The sequence below is a fragment of the Robertmurraya sp. GLU-23 genome (assembly GCF_052983275.1).
On record NZ_JBRKCV010000003.1, the window covers coordinates 90730 to 112247 of the forward strand.

General features: G+C 40.2%; 19 protein-coding genes and 1 pseudogene. 16 read left to right on the plus strand and 4 right to left on the minus strand.

All coding sequences use genetic code 11. From position 1 onward, the window contains the following. The first annotated feature begins 9 nt into the window (after positions 1-9). The 7 genes from ACVBAX_RS07920 to ACVBAX_RS07950 are packed head-to-tail and all read left to right on the plus strand — an operon-like array spanning position 10 to position 7464. Entirely contained in the window at positions 10-1074 is a 1065-nt protein-coding gene (locus ACVBAX_RS07920) for a hypothetical protein (RefSeq protein WP_447116561.1), read from the plus strand. A gap of 25 nt (positions 1075-1099) precedes the next feature. Beyond that, entirely contained in the window at positions 1100-2215 is a 1116-nt protein-coding gene (gene pilM, locus ACVBAX_RS07925) for a type IV pilus biogenesis protein PilM (protein WP_447116562.1), read from the plus strand. Positions 2216-2239: 24 nt separating this feature from the next. Next, on the plus strand, positions 2240-2794 hold the full coding sequence (locus tag ACVBAX_RS07930; RefSeq protein ID WP_447116563.1) for a hypothetical protein: 555 nt from the start codon (positions 2240-2242) through the stop codon (positions 2792-2794). Beyond that, on the plus strand, positions 2791-3459 hold the full coding sequence (locus ACVBAX_RS07935; protein WP_447116564.1) for a hypothetical protein: 669 nt from the start codon (positions 2791-2793) through the stop codon (positions 3457-3459). The genes ACVBAX_RS07930 and ACVBAX_RS07935 overlap by 4 nt, the downstream gene beginning before the upstream one ends. 36 nt (positions 3460-3495) lie before the next feature. After that, positions 3496-5163, plus strand: a complete 1668-nt coding sequence (locus ACVBAX_RS07940; RefSeq protein ID WP_447116565.1) for a GspE/PulE family protein — start codon at positions 3496-3498, stop codon at positions 5161-5163. A gap of 15 nt (positions 5164-5178) precedes the next feature. Then, positions 5179-6216, plus strand: coding sequence for a type IV pilus twitching motility protein PilT (locus ACVBAX_RS07945; protein ID WP_447116566.1), 1038 nt, complete (start codon positions 5179-5181; stop codon positions 6214-6216). Between the two features lie 33 nt (positions 6217-6249). Continuing rightward, the gene (locus ACVBAX_RS07950) at positions 6250-7464 is read left to right on the plus strand and encodes a type II secretion system F family protein (RefSeq protein WP_447116567.1); all 1215 of its coding nucleotides are present in this window, start codon (positions 6250-6252) and stop codon (positions 7462-7464) included. 48 nt (positions 7465-7512) lie between these two features. On the opposite strand, the gene ACVBAX_RS07955 is transcribed toward ACVBAX_RS07950, so the two are convergent. From ACVBAX_RS07955 to ACVBAX_RS07970, 4 genes are all read right to left on the minus strand, one after another. Continuing rightward, entirely contained in the window at positions 7513-8967 is a 1455-nt protein-coding gene (locus tag ACVBAX_RS07955; protein WP_447116568.1) for a carbon starvation CstA family protein, read from the minus strand. A gap of 149 nt (positions 8968-9116) precedes the next feature. Beyond that, a complete protein-coding gene (locus tag ACVBAX_RS07960; RefSeq protein WP_447116569.1) occupies positions 9117-9842 on the minus strand; it encodes a LytR/AlgR family response regulator transcription factor in 726 nt (241 codons plus the stop codon). Further along, positions 9826-11580 (minus strand): LytS/YhcK type 5TM receptor domain-containing protein, encoded by a 1755-nt coding sequence (locus tag ACVBAX_RS07965; protein WP_447116570.1) that lies wholly within the window; start codon positions 11578-11580, stop codon positions 9826-9828. Before ACVBAX_RS07965 ends, ACVBAX_RS07960 begins: the two co-directional genes overlap by 17 nt. A 490-nt stretch (positions 11581-12070) precedes the next feature. After that, a complete protein-coding gene (locus ACVBAX_RS07970) occupies positions 12071-12607 on the minus strand; it encodes a GbsR/MarR family transcriptional regulator (RefSeq protein WP_430774651.1) in 537 nt (178 codons plus the stop codon). Positions 12608-12934: 327 nt separating this feature from the next. Between ACVBAX_RS07970 and ACVBAX_RS07975 the strand changes: the two genes are divergently transcribed. From ACVBAX_RS07975 to ACVBAX_RS08015, 9 genes and pseudogenes are all read left to right on the plus strand, one after another. Beyond that, positions 12935-14134 carry a quaternary amine ABC transporter ATP-binding protein gene (locus tag ACVBAX_RS07975; RefSeq protein ID WP_447116571.1) on the plus strand — a complete coding sequence of 400 codons (1200 nt, stop codon included), beginning with the start codon at positions 12935-12937 and terminating at the stop codon, positions 14132-14134. Continuing rightward, complete coding sequence (locus ACVBAX_RS07980) at positions 14131-14967, plus strand: ABC transporter permease (RefSeq protein ID WP_447116572.1); 837 nt, start codon at positions 14131-14133, stop codon at positions 14965-14967. The genes ACVBAX_RS07975 and ACVBAX_RS07980 overlap by 4 nt, the downstream gene beginning before the upstream one ends. 17 nt (positions 14968-14984) lie before the next feature. Further along, the gene (locus tag ACVBAX_RS07985) at positions 14985-15863 is read left to right on the plus strand and encodes a glycine betaine ABC transporter substrate-binding protein (protein ID WP_447116573.1); all 879 of its coding nucleotides are present in this window, start codon (positions 14985-14987) and stop codon (positions 15861-15863) included. 79 nt (positions 15864-15942) lie between these two features. Continuing rightward, a pseudogene (locus ACVBAX_RS07990) lies at positions 15943-16095 on the plus strand (YiaA/YiaB family inner membrane protein); the annotation flags it as partial. A 178-nt stretch (positions 16096-16273) separates the two neighbouring features. Next, on the plus strand, positions 16274-17365 hold the full coding sequence (locus ACVBAX_RS07995; protein WP_447116574.1) for a hypothetical protein: 1092 nt from the start codon (positions 16274-16276) through the stop codon (positions 17363-17365). Between the two features lie 11 nt (positions 17366-17376). Next, entirely contained in the window at positions 17377-18495 is a 1119-nt protein-coding gene (locus ACVBAX_RS08000; RefSeq protein WP_447116575.1) for a glycosyltransferase family 4 protein, read from the plus strand. Continuing rightward, positions 18488-19282, plus strand: a complete 795-nt coding sequence (locus ACVBAX_RS08005) for a HipA family kinase (protein ID WP_447116576.1) — start codon at positions 18488-18490, stop codon at positions 19280-19282. Before ACVBAX_RS08000 ends, ACVBAX_RS08005 begins: the two co-directional genes overlap by 8 nt. Then, a complete protein-coding gene (galU, locus tag ACVBAX_RS08010; RefSeq protein WP_430774413.1) occupies positions 19279-20184 on the plus strand; it encodes a UTP--glucose-1-phosphate uridylyltransferase GalU in 906 nt (301 codons plus the stop codon). The genes ACVBAX_RS08005 and galU overlap by 4 nt, the downstream gene beginning before the upstream one ends. Beyond that, on the plus strand, positions 20181-21500 hold the full coding sequence (locus ACVBAX_RS08015; RefSeq protein WP_447116577.1) for a UDP-glucose dehydrogenase family protein: 1320 nt from the start codon (positions 20181-20183) through the stop codon (positions 21498-21500). The genes galU and ACVBAX_RS08015 overlap by 4 nt, the downstream gene beginning before the upstream one ends. Positions 21501-21518: the final 18 nt, after the last annotated feature.

Genomic DNA, 21518 nt, shown 5'->3' on the forward strand with positions numbered 1-21518 from the left:
AGGAACTTTATGTTTGATAATTTGAGGAGGAACCAATCTGGAGCTGCACTAATGATTGTTCTAATCTTGGTTGTAATTGTCAGTATAGTTGGAACCTCTATGTTAGCAACCACTACTTATGGATTAAAAAATATAGTGAAAACAACTAAGGAGCAAGAAGAGTTTTACCGTGCTGAAGGAGCAATTGAAATAGTGTTAAATGAAATGGCTAATTATCAAGGTAAGGAAGGAAATGGCCCTTTAGCATACCTTCAAGAAAAGAGTAATGTAGCTAACTATTCAATTGGTGAAAAGAACGTTGAAGTTAGTTTAAGTACTAATATTGATCCTGATAATGTGAAATCCGGGGATACTATTGAGTTAACTTTAGGAGCTAAGTATACGAATGAACAAGAATCACAACTTAGTAGGGTAGTGAAAGTAGATATTACTGTGGATAATAAGATGGATTCTCCCTTTAAACAACCATATAACTTTGTAGATGATGATGATCTTAACTATAAATACGATAAAGATTCAGAACACCAAATAAAGATACCGATGCAAGAAACAGAACTAAAAATATATGAAGATGTATTAATCGATTATGGTGTCGTCTGGCCAGAAACTGATAAGAAAGGTAACAAAACAAGTTATTCAATAGAAGAAATGAAAGAAATAATAGAGGATCAGTCCGATCCAAGTAAAACCGAGACATTAATCTTCGATACTCTTGATATGAGTGGTAATAGTGACCCAACTATAACAATCCCAGAAAATAAAAGGGTTTTTATTAAAAATGTCATTCTTAGAGGTAGCGCAAATAAAGATCAGATAGTAATAAAAGGAGCTCTTATTGTAGATATATTGGATTTTAATGGTAATAGCATAATTAATGTACACAGTGGAATTGTTATTAATGAGGTGGCAGGACAGTCTAAAAGGTTTAAAGTTTATAGTGAACTAGATGAGGCAACGGGGATAAGTTGTGAGCTCATGAAAGTAACATGTGAGCGTCTTATTCTAGAAGAAGGTGGAAAAAGTCTCGCTTCTAGCATGAAAAAAGAAAGTATATCATTTTCTACCATACGATAATTCATCAACAGAAAGAAGGTGCAACATGTTCAATTTCAAAAAAAACGATACATTCTCCGGAATAGACTTTCGCGATCAGTATATTACAACTGCGAAGGTACAAATCCAAAACAATAAACCTGTTTTACTTGATATAGATGTAACAGATGCAAAGAATACCATATTAGAAAATTCAAGAATAGCCGATATAAAGGGTGTAGCGGACTTGTTGAAGGAGAAGGTGTTGGACAAGCATGTTCATCTGGCCTTTCCTACTCAAAACATTATTGTGAGACGAATAACTTCGCTTCCTGATTTAAAGGAAGAAGCACTTGCGAAGCTTCTTCAATACCAGGTTGGAGAAAGTATCCATCTCCCTTTTGAAAAGTCTATTTATGATTTTGTGAAGATCGGGACAATTAAGGCAGAGCCCGACGAGCAGATGGATATCGAAAATTTGACGGCTGTGGAATTTGCTTCTGAGGTAAGAGAAAAGGCAACCGATAAAGCGGATATTCTGTTTTTTGCGACGTCTTTGCCGTTATCGGAGGACCTTTTGGAAGTGAGTATTCAGGCAGGTTTGAAGCCGTTAAGCGCGGAGATTCGCGGCACAGCTTTGCAGAGATTGGTTTCACATACAAACCCAGAGTGGTTGCAGGGAACCGAAATGATCGTGGACCTTTCTAAAGACTCTATAGATATCCATATTTTCGACAATGGAACCATAGCCTTTTCAAGAACGATGACAGTGGGAGCAATCGAGTCGGAACAGGAAGATTTGTTTTCAACCAGTGATGTGTTGCCTTTTGATGGGTTTGTTGAGAGCTTAGTAGAGGCGTCTGTATCAGTTGAGGAGACAGCCATCTATGAAGAGACTTATATTAACGATGTTGTTACTGAAATAGAGAAAGCACAGAACTTCTTTCGATTCTCATTAAGTAAGGGAAATGGCTATTTTAAACGAGTGATTGTTACCGGGGTTAATGCTTGCCAATTTGTATCTGTTCTTTCTGATAGACTTGAGGTACATGTAGCAGATATTGATTTTTCAAAGATTGTTACGGACCATTTCCCAAACAAAGACCTATTGAACTCAACAAGTGTTGCGATTGGACTAGCTCTTAAAGGAAATGAAATTGTAAAGAAGAAGTGGAAAAAGTAATGGTGGTAGTTAGGAGAGATCGTAGTGAACTTTAGTATTGATTTATTGCCACAGGAAAGGAGAAACAGGTTAAATAGATTGCCATATTTACTTGGCACAGCAGCCTTGTTTCTTGTGATTTCCGCATTACTCATTATTTTATTTATTACGGGGAAAAGTTCAATCCACGAGCTCGACGAGAAAATTGCAACGAGCACGGAAGCGAGAGATACGGTATTAGCGGAGATTACGGCCCGTCGATCGGGTGTGACAGAATATAATTTTGTAGATAAATATAATAAAATTCATGGGTTTTTAAATGCTATTTATAAAAACCCAATCAGTATAAAAGAAGATTTATACAAACTTCTTCCAGAAGGTGGTTCCGTCTCCAATTATACCTTTGAACATACGGGTGCACTGACTATGACGGTTTTATTCCCAACAAAGGATTCAGCAGCGACCTACCTTCAGCAGCTATTACAGGCTGACTTTGTTACAGAGGCAAAGGTGACGAGTATTAATTTAAATACGGAGAACAATTTATACGAAGCATATTTTGAGGCGACTGTTGTGACGTTAGAAGGTGAGCTGCAATGAAATTAGAGAGTTTGCTAAAAGAAAAGATACTAATAATTGCGATTGCGATATTGGTTGTATTTAGTGGAATCTTTTACTGGGCTATCTTACGACCACTTTCTGCGGAACAAGCAGAAAAGGAAGCGAACCTACAAATAATTGAAGCTGACACTAGCAGCTATGAAAAGGTGCTCCAATCATTAGAGCCACAAACGATGACGGAAGCGGAAAAGCAGGAGTTATTTCAAGGAATTCCTGGACGTCCGAATATCGAGCAGGTCATCAAGGATATTGAACAAACTGAAGGAGAAACAGGAACATCGGTTTCTACTATTTCTTTCCAAACGGAGTCAGACGAAGAGACTCAAGCTGAAGTGACAACTACCGCTGATGGAACGGTAGAGCAGGATCAGTGGAGTACATTATTTCCTGAATCGATCTACAAGCTTCTTGAAGAAAGAGTAAGTGAAGTCAAGGAGTTTACGGTTTCTTACAATGATGTACAAATCTCATTGAATGGCAGTGATGAAGACATCAATGAGTTCGTGGATAAGCTTGAACAATTGCCGAGAGTGTTTCATATACAGAATGTCACATACTCTTTAAATTCTGAAAAGGGTAATATGGATGCAACCGTCTCTGCGCGAGTATTTTATTGTGAAGCTTTTCAACAGGTACTTGAATAACTCAGGAACAAATACATCAAAAAGGAGAGCAACCGAATGGCACTAAAGCGAAAGCGTATAGGCGATCTGCTTATTGAAACAAATGTAATTACAGAAGAGCAATTAATGGATGCCCTGCTTCAGCAAAAAAGTTCTGGTTTGCGTCTCGGTGATCAATTAGTTGCGATGAATATTGTGGATGAAGACACGATTATTCAAGTGCTAGAGTTCCAGCTCGGCATTAAAAAGGTGAATTTGTATGAGCTTGAGATTGATCGAAAGCTTATTAATATAATAGATGAAGAATTAGCGAGAAAGTACCAGCTACTTCCGCTTAAAAAGACGAATGATAAATTACTAGTCGCGATGGTGGACCCGCTCGATTATTTTGCGATTGATGACCTACGTTTGAGCACCGGCTTTCGGATTGAGCCTGCGATAGCCAAAAGGCATGAAATTCAAGTAGCCTTAAATCGTTACTATGGCATGCAAAAATCGATTGATAAAATGCTCGAGGATATGCCGTTAAACGATGATGATGAGGGCTTTTTAGAAGCACAGCAGTCCGATGATTCGCCAGTCGCTAAAATGGTGAATCAGCTCTTGAGTCAGGCGCTTCAAGTCGGAGCGAGTGATATTCATATTGACCCGCATGAACACGAAACGCTTATTCGTCTTCGTGTGGATGGGGTTCTGAGAACAGAACGAACCCTTCCGAAAAACATGAACAATGTTCTTGTTTCAAGAATCAAGATTATGTCCAAGTTGAACATCGCAGAAAAGCGCCTTCCGCAAGATGGCCGTTTTAAAATGGACATTGATATGAGAAATATTGACCTTCGTGTATCCATTCTTCCAACTGTTTTTGGAGAAAAGGTTGTTATGCGTTTGTTGGATACAGGAAACGTGGTGCTCGGAATTGAAAAGCTTGGTTTTTCAGAGAGAAACGAAACCAATTTCCGAAAAATGATTAGCAATGCGTACGGAATTATTCTCGTTACAGGTCCTACTGGGTCAGGAAAGTCGACGACCCTTTATACCGCGTTACAAAAGCTGAATACCGATGAAGTGAACATCATCACGGTTGAAGATCCTGTTGAATATCAAATTCGTGGAATTAATCAGGTTCAGGTGAAGGCGAATATTGGTATGACGTTTGCGGCTGGGCTTCGCTCCATCCTCAGGCAGGATCCAGATATTATCATGCTTGGTGAGATTCGTGATACTGAAACAGCAGAAATTGCTTTACGATCAGCGCTCACCGGACACCTTGTATTAAGTACGCTTCATACGAATGACTCGGTTTCTGCGGTGAGCCGTCTAATGGACATGGGTATTGAGCCTTTCCTTGTGTCATCAGCTGTTACGGGAGTAGTCGCACAACGTTTGGTTCGAAAAATATGCAAAAATTGCGCTAGTCCATATGAACCGACAATGGAAGAGACGGTGATGTTTCAATCAAGAGGAATCGATACAAGCCATTTGAAAAAGGGGAAAGGTTGCTCTGTATGTAATAACTCAGGCTATCGCGGACGTATGGCCATTCATGAGACGCTCCTCATTGATGATGAGCTACGAAATATGATTACACAAAAGATGCAGGACTCTGCTTATCGTAAGTACGTAAACACAAAAGGTTTTGTATCGATGTTTGAGGACGGACTGCAAAAAGCCGCACAGGGTTTAACCACATTGGAAGAGGTTTATCGCGTAACGGTAGAATAATGGGGGAAGAGCACGATGATTCAAAAACTATTATTATTCGCGTTTCAAAATGGGGCATCGGATTTACACATTACAACGGCGGTTACTCCCATTGTAAGAATCAATGGAAAGTTAAAGAAGGTAGGAAGCCAAGCACTCACTCCTAATGAAACTGAGGAAATGGCAAGGGAGCTCATGACTCCAGAGCTGCAGGATCATTTTGACCAAAAAGGTGAGGTTGATTTTTCCTATGCTTTGCCAGGGATCTGCCGTTTTCGTGTGAATGTTTTTAGACAGAGAGGTTCTGTTGGAATTGTCTGTCGTGTGATCAATAGTAATGTACCAAACTTTCTTGATCTTCATCTCCCAGACATTATCAAGGTGTTTGCACAGAAGACACAAGGATTATTAATTGTTACAGGACCAACGGGAAGTGGGAAGTCCACGACGCTTGCGTCCATTGTTGACTTTATAAATGAGAATATGAGCAAGCATATTTTAACGCTAGAAGATCCAATCGAATACTTGCATAAGCATAAAAAAAGCATCGTGAATCAGCGAGAGATTGGATTGGACTCTAATTCCTTTGCGATTGGTTTACGAGCGGCCCTAAGGCAGGACCCTGATGTGATTCTCGTGGGAGAGATGCGAGATCTTGATACGATTCGAACAGCGATTACGGCTGCTGAAACAGGACATCTGGTTCTTGCAACTCTTCATACATCTGGTGCAGCACAGACGGTTGACCGAATCATCGATGTGTTTCCAGCCGAGCAGCAACAGCAAATTCGTACCCAGCTCGCAGGGACGTTAGTGGGGGTTGTGTCTCAACGATTATTGCCTGTTGCCAAAGATGACGGAAGAAGAGCAGCTATGGAGATTTTAGTGAATAACCATGCAGTTGCCAATTTGATTCGCTCCAATAAAATTCACCAAATTCAATCCATTTTGGAAACAAATAAGGCTCTTGGTATGCAAACGATGAATATGTCAGTTAGAGAGCTGGTCCAAAGTGGGATTATTACGAAACAAACGGCTGATGAGTTTATCCCGAATTGGGATGCCCATCAGTAATCATGGACATTACGCGCTATAGGCGGTGAAATCATGCAATTTAAATACAAGGGAATTGACTCCCTTACCGGCAAAGAGCAAAAAGGAAAGCTCATGGCTGCCAATCAAGGAGCGGCAGCAGAGGAGCTTGAACGAAGAGGTTTATATATTGCCGAGCTAAAGGAAATAAAAGAGTCGATTTTAAATAAGGATCTTAATATTATTATTGGAGCACCTGTAAAGAATCAGGACTTCGTTATTTTTTGCCGTCAGTTAGCTACCTTGCTGAATGCAGGGACGCCGATTGTCGATGCGATTAATCTTTTGTCCGAGCAAGTGTCATCAAAGCCCTTACAACAAGCGTTAAAGACGATTTATCAAGATGTTCGTTCCGGGACGTCTTTGTCAAAATCATGTTCACAGTTTCCGAAAATCTTTGATCGTATTTTTGTCAATATGGTTCTTGCTGGGGAAACGAGTGGGGACTTAGAAAATGTAATGAACCGGTTGGCGATCTTTTATGAAAAAGATCGTAAGGTGAAGGAAAAGGTAAAGTCAGCGATGGTCTACCCGATTGCTGTTTCGATTGTTGCAGTTATCGTTGTCGTGATCCTTTTAACAAAGGTTCTTCCGAGTCTATTAAACAACTTACTATCAGTAGGTGGAGAAATTCCTATTCCGACGAAAATCGTGATGGCAGCGTCTGATTTCTTGATTCATCAATGGTATATCGCCCTTTCCGTTGTCATCTTATTAGTAGTAGGATTTATCGCAACGAAGCGCAATCCAAAGGGTAGATATATGCTTGATTTAATCGCTATACGAACGCCAATCTTTGGGACATTATTACAGAAAACGATCTTAGCTCGTGTATCAAGGACGATGGCTTCTCTGTTTGCTAGCTCGGTTCCGGTTCTGCAAACACTAACCATGAGTGCAGAGGTGGCAGGGAATTCAGTAGTCGCGAAGGTGCTAGAGGACTCAAAGAATTCATTAAGACGAGGGGAAAGCTTATCAACACCGCTTGCAAACAGCTGGGTATTTCCTAAGATAACTACGCATATGGTACGAATTGGGGAAGAAACCGGTCAGCTTGATACGATGTTTGAGAAAATTGCCGAGTTTTATGAAGATGATGTGGAGGAAATGTCAACTCGATTGAGTGCGATCTTAGAGCCGCTTATGATCGCTGTGTTGGGAAGCATCGTCGGGTTAATCGTAATGGCTGCGATGCTACCGATGTTCTCCATCTATGAAAATTTTAAATAACAGCAAACCACATAAAAAAGCTGACTCACCTAGAGTCAGCTTCAACTTTTACGCCACTCGATTCCAATTCGAAATATCTTCTTCAAGCGGTAAATTGTTTGCCCGTGCTTTTTTCGCCGCTCGGAAGAACATGACCACTAAAACCACTGTTCCGATCAACCCACCAATCCATGAAGTATTCATAGAAAGTCCGAATCCAATTTGGGCATTTAATATATACGTGATAACCATCACGAGCATAAATGTTCCTGGTACGAGTGCAATATAGTAATTCTTTTTCGCAATGTAAAGGTACATGGATGCAACGAATAATGCGATTACAGCCGTGGACTGGTTAGCCCAGCTGAAGTATCTCCATAATAAGTTAAAGTCCATTTGAGTTAGAACGGCAGATACTGCAAATAATGGAACAGCGATCCATAAACGGTTGCTCAGTTTCTTTTGTGCGACATTGATATATTCAGCAATAATCATACGTGCACTTCGGAAAGCTGTATCACCCGAAGTGATGGGAAGAACGACTACACCAAGGATCGCTAATGTACCACCGATAGCACCAAGTAAAGCGGTAGACGCTTGGCTAACAACGGCTCCAGGTCCTCCAGCAGCTAGAACCTCTTGTAATCCTGCATAACCACCATCAAATACACTCATGGCAGCTGCCGCCCAAATCATAGCAATGATACCTTCTGTAATCATCATGCCATAGAAAATTTTACGCCCTTGTTTCTCATTTTGAGTGGTACGAGAGATGATTGGCGTTTGTGTGGCATGGAATCCAGAAAGAGCTCCACAAGAGATTGTAAAGAATAACAATGGTAAAACTGGTAGATTATCAGGGTGGAAGTTTGTTAATGATAGTTCAGGAATAGGTGCACCTGTGACCACCAACATGACTCCAACACCTAGTGCACTGATTAGTAAAAGCGCTCCGAAATATGGATACAAACGACCAATTAATTTGTCCACTGGAAGCAAAGTAGCTAAAACATAATAAGCAAAAATAGCAAAAATGATAAGAGACAAGGCAATTTTTCCATCTATCACAACATGTAATAAGCTAGCTGGAGTGGTGACAAACACGGTTCCAACTAGTAAAAGAAGAAGAACCGCAAAGCCATTTACAACGTGCTTCATCACTTTTCCTAGGAAGCGGCTCGCCAGCTCAGGGAGATGAGCTCCTTTGTTTCGGATAGAAATCATACCGGTTAAATAGTCATGAACAGCACCTGCAAAAATACAGCCAATGACAATCCAAATGAAGGCAACCGGTCCGTAAAGAGCTCCTAATATCGGTCCGAAGACAGGTCCTGTACCAGCAATATTTAATAGCTGAATAAGGGAGTTCTTTGGTGTGCTCATTGGCACATAGTCAATTCCGTCGCTATTCACATACGCGGGTGTCGCACGATCCGCTTTCACCCCAAAGATTTTTTCAACGAATTTTCCATAAGTAAAGTAACCAACGATGAGTAGGGCAATTCCTGCTAAAAAAGTATACAAATTAATTCCCCCTTATAAGATTAATGAATGCGTTTTCAAAAATAATTATAAAAGACAAGAAAGCTTGAAAGGGGGATTTTGGATTGAAAAGCAGTTTTCTAACGTTATCATGTCGTTAACTTGAATTAACGTGCATAATAAGTAGATCATTAGATTTCGAGTCTTGCTCTTAGTGCTTTGACGTAGTTTCTACTTACTGATAGAAGCTCCTTTTTTCCTTCAAGTTCTAGCTGGTAAGCACCGTTAAACCATGGAGTTAGCCGTTTAACATAGGTTAAATTCACAAGAAAGCTTTTATGAATACGGAAAAAGCCAAAGGGAACGAGCCTTGATTCAAATTCTTTAAGAGGGAGCTTTGTAATGAGCTCATGATCCTCCGTAACCAGCTTCGTACTCTTTTCATCTCGTACAATATAGTAAACTTCCTTTGGGTCAATAAATAAAATTTCCCCGTCTGCTTCAATCGCAAGCTTTCCAGAGGTTTTGCTTTGTTCCTTTATTGGAGAAAGCTTTTTTTCTAATCTTCGGATGGTTTCGTGTAGCTGATCTTCATCAAAAGGTTTCAGCAAATAATCCAGTGCATCATACCGAAAAGCTTCCGCAGCAAACTCAGGATAGGCGGTAGCAAACACAATATAAGGCGGTTTTTTAAATTCTTTAAGTGCCTTTGCTAACTCCATTCCGTTCATACGAGGCATTTCGACGTCTAAAAAGATAACGTCTGGCTGAAGCTGTAATACTTTCATAAGGGCCGCTTCACCAGACTCTGCTTCTCCAACCACTGATATGGTTGAAAGGGACTGCAGCAGATGCTTTAATTCTTCGCGACTGTACGGCTCGTCGTCCACGACCATCACTTTAATGAATGAATCCATCTTCGTCCACCTCCCCGATTGGTATCGAAAACTGTATGCTCGTACCTTGTTGTAATAGGCTGTTGATTTGAAGGGTATTTTTTTCACCAAATACAAATGATAGGCGACGGTTTACATTGTATAGTGCGACTCCACTTCCTATTTCTGATGAAATGGGCTGCGCTAATAATTGGTGAATTCTCTCGGGAGGAATTCCTTCGCCATTATCTTTGATGGTGATAAGTATATGTGTTGGTTCTTTTTTAATAGAAATATAGATGAAACAATTCTTCTCTTTATCTTTAAAACCATGCTTAATCGCATTTTCAACAATGGGTTGAAGCGTAAGCGGAGGAATATTTTGCAACAGTGTATGTTCGTCTATATCGTAGGTGACCGATAATTTATTAGAAAATCGTGCCTCCTCAATGGCTAAGTAAGCTTTCACATGCTTTAGTTCCTGTTCGAGTGTAGTTAAGCTTTGAGTGGTAACGGACAAGTTTTGCCGTAAAAAATGTGATAGTGAAACAAGTAGCTTGCGTGCCTTCATAGGATCCAGACGAATGAGCGACAAAATCGTGTTCAGTGTATTAAATAAAAAATGCGGACTGATTTGTGCCTGCAAAGCTTTAATTTCCGCTTCCTTTGCCAGCTGATAAGCACGATCAACATCAGCGATTTCAAGCTGATTACTTAATAATGAGCTTAATCCTGACACAAGCTCCATAATTACAGGAGTGATTTCTTTTTCAGAACGAAAGTAAAATTTTAACGTTCCAATTGTTTCTCCTCTTTGTCGTAATGGAGCAACCACTACAGCACCAAGAGGACAACTCTTTTCGCGGCATTGGATGGCAGTTTTATCGGCAACGATGGTTTCTCCCTTTTGGATAGCAGACTGTGTAATTTGCGTTTGGATGGGGCTCCCAACTTGATGATGACCATAACCAAGCCCTATATGCGCAAGAATTTCCTTCGTATTGGTCATAGAGACAGCACTTGTACGGATCTCGTTATGGAGAATATGACAGACTGCTTTTGCCGAATCATGGGACAGTCCATGGCGTAAATGGCTAAGCGTTTTTTCAGCAATACGAAGTGTTTTTTGTGCTTGAATGGCACCGGTTCGCTCTTCTTCGTTAATTACGCTTTTGATAATTAGTAAAAAGAGTGCGCTTCCAATTCCGTTTGCGAGAATCATAGGAATACCGATAATTTCTACAAGTGTCCAAGCCTTTTCAAACGGGCGAGAAATCAGTAAAATAATGAGCATTTGAACAGACTCTGCTAGGGCCCCGATAAAAAATGCCGATGGCAATCGTACATGTTTATTTTTGCGGTGAAACAGACCCGCGAGAATTCCAGCGATGATGGCGGCAAGTCCACAAGAGATGCCGGTAAAGCCCCCAAGCGTGAACCGGTGCAGACCCGCGATAATTCCTGCCCCAATGCCAACCTTATATCCTCCAAGCAGTCCAGCAATCACCACACCTACGACACGCGAGTTCGCAATCGCTTCATCTTGGTTCAAACCCGCTGTCCACGAGCTAAAGTGTAAACTTTCCGTGCTTAATGTTAATCCCGAATAAGTTCCAATAATGCCAAAGAAGCCAAAGAAGAGGATGGCCGTAAATTGCTGTTTTCGATCCAGCTGTTCTTGATAAATCATGTCCCGGAAAAAAGGAAAACGTGTTAACACGAACGCAATCGTAACAATAATCCCCAACCGTTCAACCATCGTGAGCAATAATTCAAACATGGCGCAAGACCCCTTATCGTGATTACTCTTCTATATATATTTTAGCAGTTTTGTAGGGAGGGGGGCATTTTAATTTTTAGTGGTTGGGTGGGGCAGTGCCCGTAAGTTTAGAAAAAGCTGTTAATCAGTAAGATAGAGGCATTCTAATTGCCCGCAGCAACCCAAAAGATCACCAACCGGTCAAATAGCACAACTCTAATTGCCCGCATCAACCCAAAAGATCACCAACCGGTCAAATAGCACAACTCTAATTGCCCGCATCGACCCAAAAGGTCACCGACCGGTCAAATAGCGCAACTCTAATTGCCCGCATCGACCCAAAAGGTCACCGACCGGTCAAATAGCGCAACTCTAATTGCCCGCATCAACCCTAAAAGTCATCAACCGGTCAATTAGACCAGCCCAAAATATAAAAAAATCAGGTTTGCGCTTCTCCTAACCTGGGTATTTCATTAAAACAAAAAAGAAGCAGCAGATGATTATCCATCCACTACTCCTTTTTTGGAATATGATTAAATATTTCCTTTGATTCGAGGCTGTCAACAAAACGGTTAAGCCAGTCATAGTAATCTAGTGCATATTGATATTTTTCAATATCTAACTCTGCAGAAGTCTTTACTTCGTCACTTGTTTCTGGATTTTCAAGAAGAGCACGGAGCTCTTTCAGGGATCTATTAATAGTAGAGATATTAAGGGAGATGCCTGTTCGCCAGCTTGTGGTAAACAAAGCAGAGAAGGATTCGTACCAGTCGTCTGCGGCTTGGTATAAATCTTTTCTTTCACCTTTCTTCCACACTTTTTCTACCATATTTAGTTCTTGAAGCTGTCTGACAGCTGTGCTCATACTCGTTTTGCTCATTCCAAGCTCGTCTTTCATTTCATCAAGAGTCATTGGCTTTTCATTAAAGTATAACAATCCATACAGTCTTCCTACCGAATGGGTAATTCCGTAAAGACTCATATTTTTAGCCATAGAATCAATAAAACGATCTCTTGCCTTCAATAGTTTGTCTTGTTCATTCAAGATATTTTCACTTCCCTGAGCTTTCTATCTATAGATTATCACATTGAATTTAAAAGTAGAAACCTATTATTTTGGAGGATTCTGGAGCATTCGGGAGGAATTTTAACCATTTTGTTGTTTAATTTGTACAGTTAAAACTTTACGAACTATATCTACGGAATATACAGAAATTTCGGCTTTGTTAAACACATGACAATCAAGCTACAATAAAAGGGCAGGAAAACTTTAAAACTACTTACTCTCTTCGTTTTTCCTCTTATATACAATACACATCTTTTCAATCTATCAATCTATCAAATAAATAAGAGATACAAAAAAAGGGGTTATAAAATGAATAAAATTCATGTGAAAAATCTCACGAAGGTGTTTGGCTCAAATCCAAAAGAAGGAGTTAAGCGCTTACAACAAGGGCAAAGCAAGGAACAAATATTAAAAGAAACAGGAATGACCGTCGGTGTCAACAATGCTTCTTTTGAAGTGAAGCCCGGAGAGTTCTTTGTTCTTATGGGACTATCAGGGAGTGGGAAGTCGACACTGATTCGCTTAATCAACCGTCTGATTGAACCGACCGATGGTGAAGTTCTGATCGATGGTCAAGATATTACGAAAATGAATAAAAACGACCTAATGCAAACAAGAAGAAAAAAATTATCAATGGTGTTTCAAAAGTTTGCTTTGTTTCCACATCGGAATGTACTAGAAAATGTGGCTTATGGCCTTGAAGTACAAGGAGTAGAAAAAAGCGTAAGAGAGGAAAAAGCTCGTAAATCTATTATGGATGTTGGGTTAGAAGGATACGAAAATAGTTATCCTGATCAACTGAGTGGTGGGATGCAGCAACGAGTGGGGCTTGCGAGAGCTCTTGCAAATGATTCCGATATCCTTCTCATGGACGAAGCGTTCAGTGCACTAGATCCCATTATTCGTAAAGAGATGCAGGATGAGCTTCTACAGCTTCAGAGCAAGCTTGGAAAAACGATCCTCTTTATTACACATGATCTTGATGAAGCGCTGAAACTTGGCGATAGAATAGCGATTATGAAAAATGGAGAAATCGTTCAAATTGGAACCGCTGAAGAAATTCTTGAGAATCCAGCCAATGAATATGTGTACAACTTTGTGGAGGACGTGGACCGTTCGAAGGTACTTATGGCTTCTAATATTATGAAAAAGCCTGACGTTATCACAACGTGGAAAGATGGCCCAAGGGTCGCGATGAAAAAGATGGAGGATGCAGGCCTCTCAAGTATTTTCGTCGTGGATAAGGATAAAAACTTAAAAGGGATTTTAACGATCGATGCGGCCATCAAGGCCTATAAGGAAAACAAATGGGTGGAAGACGTACTAGAGTCAGATTTCCATACGACTGATCCTTCCACTCCGCTAAGTGAACTGATTGGTATAGCAGCAGAATCAAGATATCCTATCGCTGTTGTAGAGGAAAACAAGCTAGTAGGAATTATTGTTAGAGTTTCGATCCTTTCGGGACTTGTGTTAGGGAAAGAGCAAAGCGAGGGGATGAAAGAATGAACTACTTTACATTACCGTTAGAGGATTGGACGAATAATTTTGTATACGACTGGTTAATTCCAGTCATGGGTGGCTTTTTTGATTCGGTCAGCTCCATTATCTCTTTTTTCATCAATGGCGTGGCTGACTTGTTTCTTATGATTCCAGCTGAAGTCATTGCTATATTATTAATTTTATTAGCTTGGAAACTTGCTGGAAAAGGAATTGCTATTTTTACTTTAATCGGTACTTTATATCTTGGTTCCGTTAACCTGTGGGAAGATGCGATGTTAACATTGGCCGTTGTTATGGTAGCCACCGTCTTTTCCATCCTCATTGGATTACCATTAGGAATTTTAACGGCAAAATATGCCGTTTTAGATAAAATTGTTCGCCCTATATTGGACTTTATGCAAACTTTGCCGAGCTTTGTGTATTTGATACCGGCCATTCTGTTATTTGGATTAGGTGAAGTTCCAGCCGTTATTTCAACGTTTGTGTTTGCGACTCCGCCAGCGGTGCGTATGACAACCCTGGCCATTAAACAAGTTCCTGAAGATATGGTTGAAGCAGCAAGGGCTTTCGGATCCACTTCATGGCAAATGCTCGTGAAGGTACAGCTACCCGTTGCGATTCCAACGATTATGGCAGGGGTAAACCAAACGATTATGTTAGCACTATCGATGGCAGTTATAGCATCTATGATCGGTGCACCGGGCCTTGGTTCAACCGTTTTAGCCGGAATATCTAGCGTTAACGTTGGATTAGGACTGGTTGGTGGATTAGGAATTGTTGTATTAGCTATTATCCTAGACCGTATTACACAAGGTTTAGGTAATAAAAATAAAAAATAGTCAAGGAGTGGGGAAGATTGAAAAAACTAAAGGTAAGCTTATTATTACTACTGGCCTTCATTTTACTTGTTGGTTGTAGCAGTGGAGCAAGTACTTCTGGAGAAACTGAAGGAGACAGCAAAGAGGTCACCATTAACTTTGGAGTAACACCGTGGACGAGTACAATCCCACCTACAAAGGTTGCCAAGCTTCTTCTTGAAGACCTGGGTTACACAGTAAAAGAAACAAGTGCTGACGCTGGTGGAGTGTATACCGGTCTTTCAAAAGGAGATCTAGATGTATTTATGGATGCTTGGCTTCCGGTCATGCATGCGAACTATATGGAGCAATTTGGAGATAAACTTGAAGATACAGCAGTAAGTTATACAGATGGAGAGCTTGGTTGGGTTATTCCAACTTATGTAGAAGGCATCGAGTCTGTTGAAGATCTAAAGGGCAAAGAAGATTTATTTGGTGGAAAGGTTTATGGAATTGAAGAGGGAGCAGGAATGAGTGTAACCTCTCAAAAAATGATTGAAGAGTTAGGATTGGATCTTGAATATGTGGCATCCAGTGAAGGTGGGATGCTTGCACAAGCACAGCGTCTAATGGCGAAAGAAGAGCCCGTTCTTTTCCTTGGTTGGAGACCACATCCAATGTTTGCTAACTATGATTTAAAGGTACTTCCAAGTCCAGAAGGATACTTTGATACATCTGAAGTTCATGTTATTACAAACAATGAGTTAAAAGAGAAAGCACCAGAAGCATTTGAACTATTAACCAATTGGAGTATGAACGTATCAGATATTGAAAAAATGATTGTTGAGATTGAAGATAATAACCGTGATGCAGAAGAAGTGGCACAAGAATGGATTGACAATCATCCTGATGAAGTAAAAGCGATTAAGGGTGAGTAATAGCAAGTAGAAAGGCTGACGATTAAATGTCAGCCTTTTTTTATGAAAAAAGTGTATATTTACACTGTGTTTACTTGGTGAACTAAATGAAAAAGGGTATTATATCGCTGTCATGATCTTAGTTGCTGTAGGCGCGATCTTGACTCAAAAAGTAACAAGAGATAATGCAGAGGATAACGAAATTCTCGCTGAGCAAGAGCGTCAGCGTTCACATTCAAATAGTGTTGAGTAAGAAAGAGGGAATGACTTGGGTCATTCCCTCTTTTATTTTTTCACAAGCTAAAATTCCGCGTTTTTCCTAGTTACTAGCCTGTACACTTTTTTATTTTATGAATCTAATGTAAAGAGAATGTAAATAAAACACTGGTTTGTAGACCGTGAATAGTATGGTAGAAAGGTGGTTACTTTTTTTGAACACTAAAGAGTTAAGACAGATGGTTGAGAGCATTACAGTCAATAATCTAGAAAATCAAGATGTAGAAGTGATCAATAATAGCCCGCTTCGAATGATCGGGAAGGGGCGTCAAGGAGCAGTATTTCAATATACCGACGATGTATGTGTCAAGGTATTTGGAAATGAAGAAGATTGCGCGAGGGAGTATGAAGCATTATCAATGGGAGAGCACACGGGTTTGTTCCCACGGCTTTATGATCATGGACCTCTTTTTATTGTGATGGAAACCATTAAAGGCATTGATTTGAGGGAGTACTTACAATCACACCCGCTAACAGAAGAATTATCAGCAAAGCTGATTGAAATGCTAGTCACTTTTAAAGATATTGGCTATGAGAGAATTGACCATCATAAGAGGCAAATTTATCTCCAAGCAGATGGTAGTCTTCGCGTAATTGATGTCGCAAGGACGATTTGGCGTGACCGGGTATATCCATATCCTCGCAAGCTATTAACCTCACTAGGAGAAGCTCATAAAGAGACGTTTCTATCGCATGTAAAGGCTTTTTCTCCAGAGCTTCTCGAGGAGTGGAGCTATTATATGCGCATGGAAGATCTAGCAAGAGAAATTTACCCATTGTTATTAGAGAGCGGAAAAACGAAGGAAGTGGTTAAGGATATAAGTAGTCGACTGTTAACGAAGGATGAAAAGGAAAATGCTCGCAATCTCGTTAACTTAATGCACAAGGTATTTAAAGAAGAATGGGTAAAAACAATGTTGGCTAGAGGTCATAATCCTGATGAAGTGATGCAGAAAATTGATGAGCACTGGGATGCATTAGAGCAGAATCAGCAACTACAACAGCAGCAACCAGTAGTTGAAGGGTCAAACACAAAACCACAAAAAATTGATTTTACAGACATTCAACGTATCATTGATGGATTTAGCAAGCCAGACAAAAAAGAAAAAGATGACAAGAAAAGCAAGATGGATAAAAAGAAATTTGAAAAGGCTTCTCCAGTAGAGAAAAGCAAAATGCTAAGAAAGGAACTAACATCCATATTAATGCAAAAAATTATGGATAACAGTAAAAAGGACAAAAAGTAAGGAGAGTCATGATGAAAATACTAGTAATCTGGCGTCTACTCACGGTTGGAGGAGTGAATGCTGGGTGGCGTAACCGGGCGATTTATTTTAAAAAATATGGCATAAAAACAGAGTTTCTGTATACGACAGATCACGGTGGTATGCATATTATGGAAGATATCGCTCCCGTTTATTTGACGAAGGACAAAAACGAAATAGTGAAAATCATACAAGATAATCAATATGACGCAATCATTGTTGTTGACACAAAGGATGCTTTTAAATGGCTACAAATGGCCAATTACAATGGACCAGTAATAGTTGAAGCACGTACCCCGGAACTTATAAAACTCACTCCTCATCTCCAGAACTTTTACGGCATTCAACCGGTTGCAGTCATTGTTCCCTCCCATTATCAAAAAGGGCTTGTATCCATCCTTATTGAAGGAATTCCAATCGAGGTGATTTATAACGGAATTGATCCAGCTTATTATCATGCACTTAATGAAGAAGAAATCGATTATGATGCTGAGCCCAGCCTGCCAAAGGATAAAAAGGTAATCGGTTGGATTGGACGATTGGATAAAAGGAAGAACTGGCCAATGCTTGTGGAAATCGCTAAAAGAGTAAAACAGGAACGAGAGGATATTGAATTTTGGATCATTGGTGGAGCACAAAGTGTGCAGAGAGATGAGTTTGCGGCAAAGTGGAAAGAAGAAGGATTAACCGACATCATCAAGTGGTTTCCGGTCATTCCTTACCAGCAAATGCCACATGTGTATGCAAAGATTCGTCAATCTGGTGGCTGTACAATCGCGACTACAAAAACGGAGTCATTTGGGAACACCTTTGTGGAATCTATGATTTGTGGAGTCCCAGTGGTTGCGTCTCGCATGATGCCCGTCACAGAGATTGTAAAAGATGGAGAAACAGGGAAACTGTTTTACGGAATGAATATTGATGAGGCAATCAAGAAGCTATATTTCATTATCGACCAGCCAGTAGTACAGAAAGAGATGTCTGAAGCGGCAATCTTACACACACTTGAGCACTTTCATATTCATCGAGTGGCCGAGAAATATGTCCAGTTTTTACTAGCAATCATGCAAAAAGAAACAGGTAAAGATGGTGTGGTGAAGGTGGATGATTAAGCCGGTTTCATACGTAAAGAAGTTAGAAGGGAAATCAAACACTCACTTAATCAGGTTTGACGATGGATATGAGTATGCAGTGAAGTATTTCATACCAGGGTTCGAAAAATCATTGCCAAACGAATGGGTAGCATACTGCTTAGCCAGATACTTACAGCTACCAATTCCCTATGCTCAAATTGTGGAAATACCAGCGGAATTCTCCGCTCAAATTCCTGATTTTAGCGAAAGTCCCAGTCGCTATCAGTTTGCCTCACGATATATTTCTGGTTGTTACAACGGACATGAAGTCTCTCAAATTAAGGGAATTGTAAACGAGCAACAGCTAGCCTCAATTATTTTATTTGATTACTGGTTATCAAACCGCGATCGAACGAAGAAAAATATACTACTAAAAGAAGCGGGCAATGAGACGTATCATCTATGGATTATTGACCATGCGGAATGCTTTGGTTCCTATAACTGGACAGGAGAACAAGTAGAAGATCTTCCCGTGAAAATATTAAAAAGTGCGACTCATCGTTTAATGGCCCAATTTGTAAAGGATGAATCGGATTTTTATGAAGCAATAAAAGTGATTCAAACCATCCCTAACTTTCTAATTGAGGAAATTGTCAGCATCATTCCTGATGATTGGCAAGTAAATGCAGAAGAGAAAAAAATACTTTCTCAGTATTTAATTAGACGTCGTAAAAAGATGCTTCCACGTAGTTTGAGAAAATTCATGGAAAGAGAGTACCTCCCGCTTCAATCGGCAGAGAGGACTAGAGGGGAGGGTGAAGGATGAAGGTACGAAAGGCAATTATCCCTGCTGCAGGATTGGGAACAAGATTCCTGCCAGCAACAAAGGCACAGCCAAAAGAAATGCTTCCCATCGTCGATAAACCGACGATTCAATATATTGTCGAAGAGGCAGTCGCAGCTGGAATAAAGGAAATTGTGATTATAATCGGGCGAGGCAAACGTTCGATTGAAGATCATTTTGATAAATCTTATGAGCTCGAAGACACATTAACAAGGAAAAATCAGGTAGAGCTTCTAGAAGAAATTCGGAAGTTATCCAGTTTAGTAACCATCTATTATGTACGTCAAAAGGAACCACTTGGATTGGGTCATGCGATTCTATGTGCGAAAAGCTTTATTGGGCAGGAGCCGTTTGCCGTCATGCTCGGTGACGACATTGTGGAATCAGAAGTACCTTGCTTAAAGCAGCTCATGAATGTTTTCGAATACTGCAATAGTTCGGTTGTGGCTGTTCAAACAGTGAGCGATGATGAGGTAAGCAAGTACGGAATTGTGAAACCGAAAGGAGCCATCGGAATTCCTAATCTATTTTCACTAGATTCATTAGTCGAAAAGCCAAAGAAGGAGGATGCTCCCTCAAACTATGCGATTATCGGAAGATACGTATTTAGACCAGAAATTTTTGAAAAGCTTGAGTCATTACCGATCGTTCCTAATGTTGAGTTGCAGCTAACTGATGCAATTAATGAACTGAATAAAGAACAAGCTGTATTTGCTTATTCATTTGAAGGTACACGTTACGATATTGGAGACAAACTCGGGTTTGTGAAAGCAACACTCGATTTTGCGCTAAGAAGGGAAGACATGAGGGAAGTGGTTCTAGAGTATATAAGAGACATCTATGAGAATATGGATTTTCAACAACGAGAGAATGATGGAGTATGAGAATAGCTGTAATTGGAACGGGGTATGTAGGATTATCTACAGGTGTTTGTTTAGCGGAAATCGGCCACCACGTTACATGCATTGATACGAGTGAGGAAAAAATAAACCTTCTTCGTGGGGGAAAATCCCCCATTTATGAACCAGGAATGGAAGAATTGATAACGAATAATATGGATGCCAAACGATTGCAGTTTACCACGTCGCATCAAGAGGGCTTGGAGAAGGCTGAAGCCATTATCGTTGCGGTGGGTACTCCTCAGAAAAGTAGTGGGGAAGCAGACTTAATGTATCTATTTCAGGCAATCCAAGATGCTGCTCCCTATTTAAAAGAAGAAGCAATCATTGTGATAAAGAGTACCGTACCTGTTGGCACAAATGAAAAGGTGAGAGAATTACTGGAGGCAACTGGTCAAAAGAAAATCTCGCCTTCCGTTGTATCCAATCCGGAATTTTTGCGGCAAGGATCAGCTGTGCTAGATACATTACATCCTGACCGCATTGTGATTGGGTGTGAGAACAAGGAGGCAGCTGCAGTAATCGAAAAGATGTATGCTCCTCTAAATGCTCGGGTTGTCACGACAGATGCAAGAAGTGCAGAAATGATTAAGTATGCATCGAATGCTTTTTTAGCAACGAAAATTAGCTTTATTAATAATATAGGAAATCTGTGTGAGGCAGTAGGTGCAAACGTAGAAGATGTATCGAAGGGAATGGGTCTAGATCAACGAATAGGGGCGGCCTTTTTACAAAGTGGAATCGGTTATGGCGGGTCCTGTTTTCCTAAGGATGTTAGTGCTCTTTTAGCTATCGCGAAAGAATATCAGGTGCCTTTTTCAATGATTGAAGAAACGATGATGATTAACAACCGACAAAAGCAGCTTCTTGTGAATAAGGCTCTGAATCGTTTCGGAAATCTAAAGCATAAGAAAATAGCTGTATTAGGCTTTGCTTTTAAACCGGAGACAGATGATATGAGAGAAGCACCTTCGATTACAATTATCCATTCTTTACTGAAAGAAGGAGCAACCGTAATCGGATACGACCCAGTGGCAACTCGTAATGCGAAAATGATTTTTGGAGAACAAATCACATATGCTACTTCGGTAGAAGAGGCGTTAAAAGACGCAGATGCAGTCTTTATCGTTACGGAGTGGAAGGAAATCAAACAGCTCGTATTATCAGAAGTTATTTCTCATATGAAAGAGCCAATCGTATTTGATGGAAGAAACAGTTATTCGGAAGAGGCCGTTCGGAACTGTGAAGAAATTGAATATTATCCCATCGGTAAACCAGCCATCATTAATAGAAAAAGCTGAAGAATACCCTTCAGCTTT

Coding starts and splice junctions, on each gene's coding strand:
- ACVBAX_RS07920 (WP_447116561.1), top strand. CDS start 10: ATGTTTGATAATTTGAGGAGGAACCAATCTGGAGCTGCACTAATGATT.
- pilM (WP_447116562.1), top strand. CDS start 1,100: ATGTTCAATTTCAAAAAAAACGATACATTCTCCGGAATAGACTTTCGC.
- ACVBAX_RS07935 (WP_447116564.1), top strand. CDS start 2,791: ATGAAATTAGAGAGTTTGCTAAAAGAAAAGATACTAATAATTGCGATT.
- ACVBAX_RS07940 (WP_447116565.1), top strand. CDS start 3,496: ATGGCACTAAAGCGAAAGCGTATAGGCGATCTGCTTATTGAAACAAAT.
- ACVBAX_RS07945 (WP_447116566.1), top strand. CDS start 5,179: ATGATTCAAAAACTATTATTATTCGCGTTTCAAAATGGGGCATCGGAT.
- ACVBAX_RS07950 (WP_447116567.1), top strand. CDS start 6,250: ATGCAATTTAAATACAAGGGAATTGACTCCCTTACCGGCAAAGAGCAA.
- ACVBAX_RS07960 (WP_447116569.1), bottom strand. CDS start 9,842: ATGGATTCATTCATTAAAGTGATGGTCGTGGACGACGAGCCGTACAGT.
- ACVBAX_RS07965 (WP_447116570.1), bottom strand. CDS start 11,580: ATGTTTGAATTATTGCTCACGATGGTTGAACGGTTGGGGATTATTGTT.
- ACVBAX_RS07975 (WP_447116571.1), top strand. CDS start 12,935: ATGAATAAAATTCATGTGAAAAATCTCACGAAGGTGTTTGGCTCAAAT.
- ACVBAX_RS07980 (WP_447116572.1), top strand. CDS start 14,131: ATGAACTACTTTACATTACCGTTAGAGGATTGGACGAATAATTTTGTA.
- ACVBAX_RS08000 (WP_447116575.1), top strand. CDS start 17,377: ATGAAAATACTAGTAATCTGGCGTCTACTCACGGTTGGAGGAGTGAAT.
- ACVBAX_RS08005 (WP_447116576.1), top strand. CDS start 18,488: ATGATTAAGCCGGTTTCATACGTAAAGAAGTTAGAAGGGAAATCAAAC.
- galU (WP_430774413.1), top strand. CDS start 19,279: ATGAAGGTACGAAAGGCAATTATCCCTGCTGCAGGATTGGGAACAAGA.
- ACVBAX_RS08015 (WP_447116577.1), top strand. CDS start 20,181: ATGAGAATAGCTGTAATTGGAACGGGGTATGTAGGATTATCTACAGGT.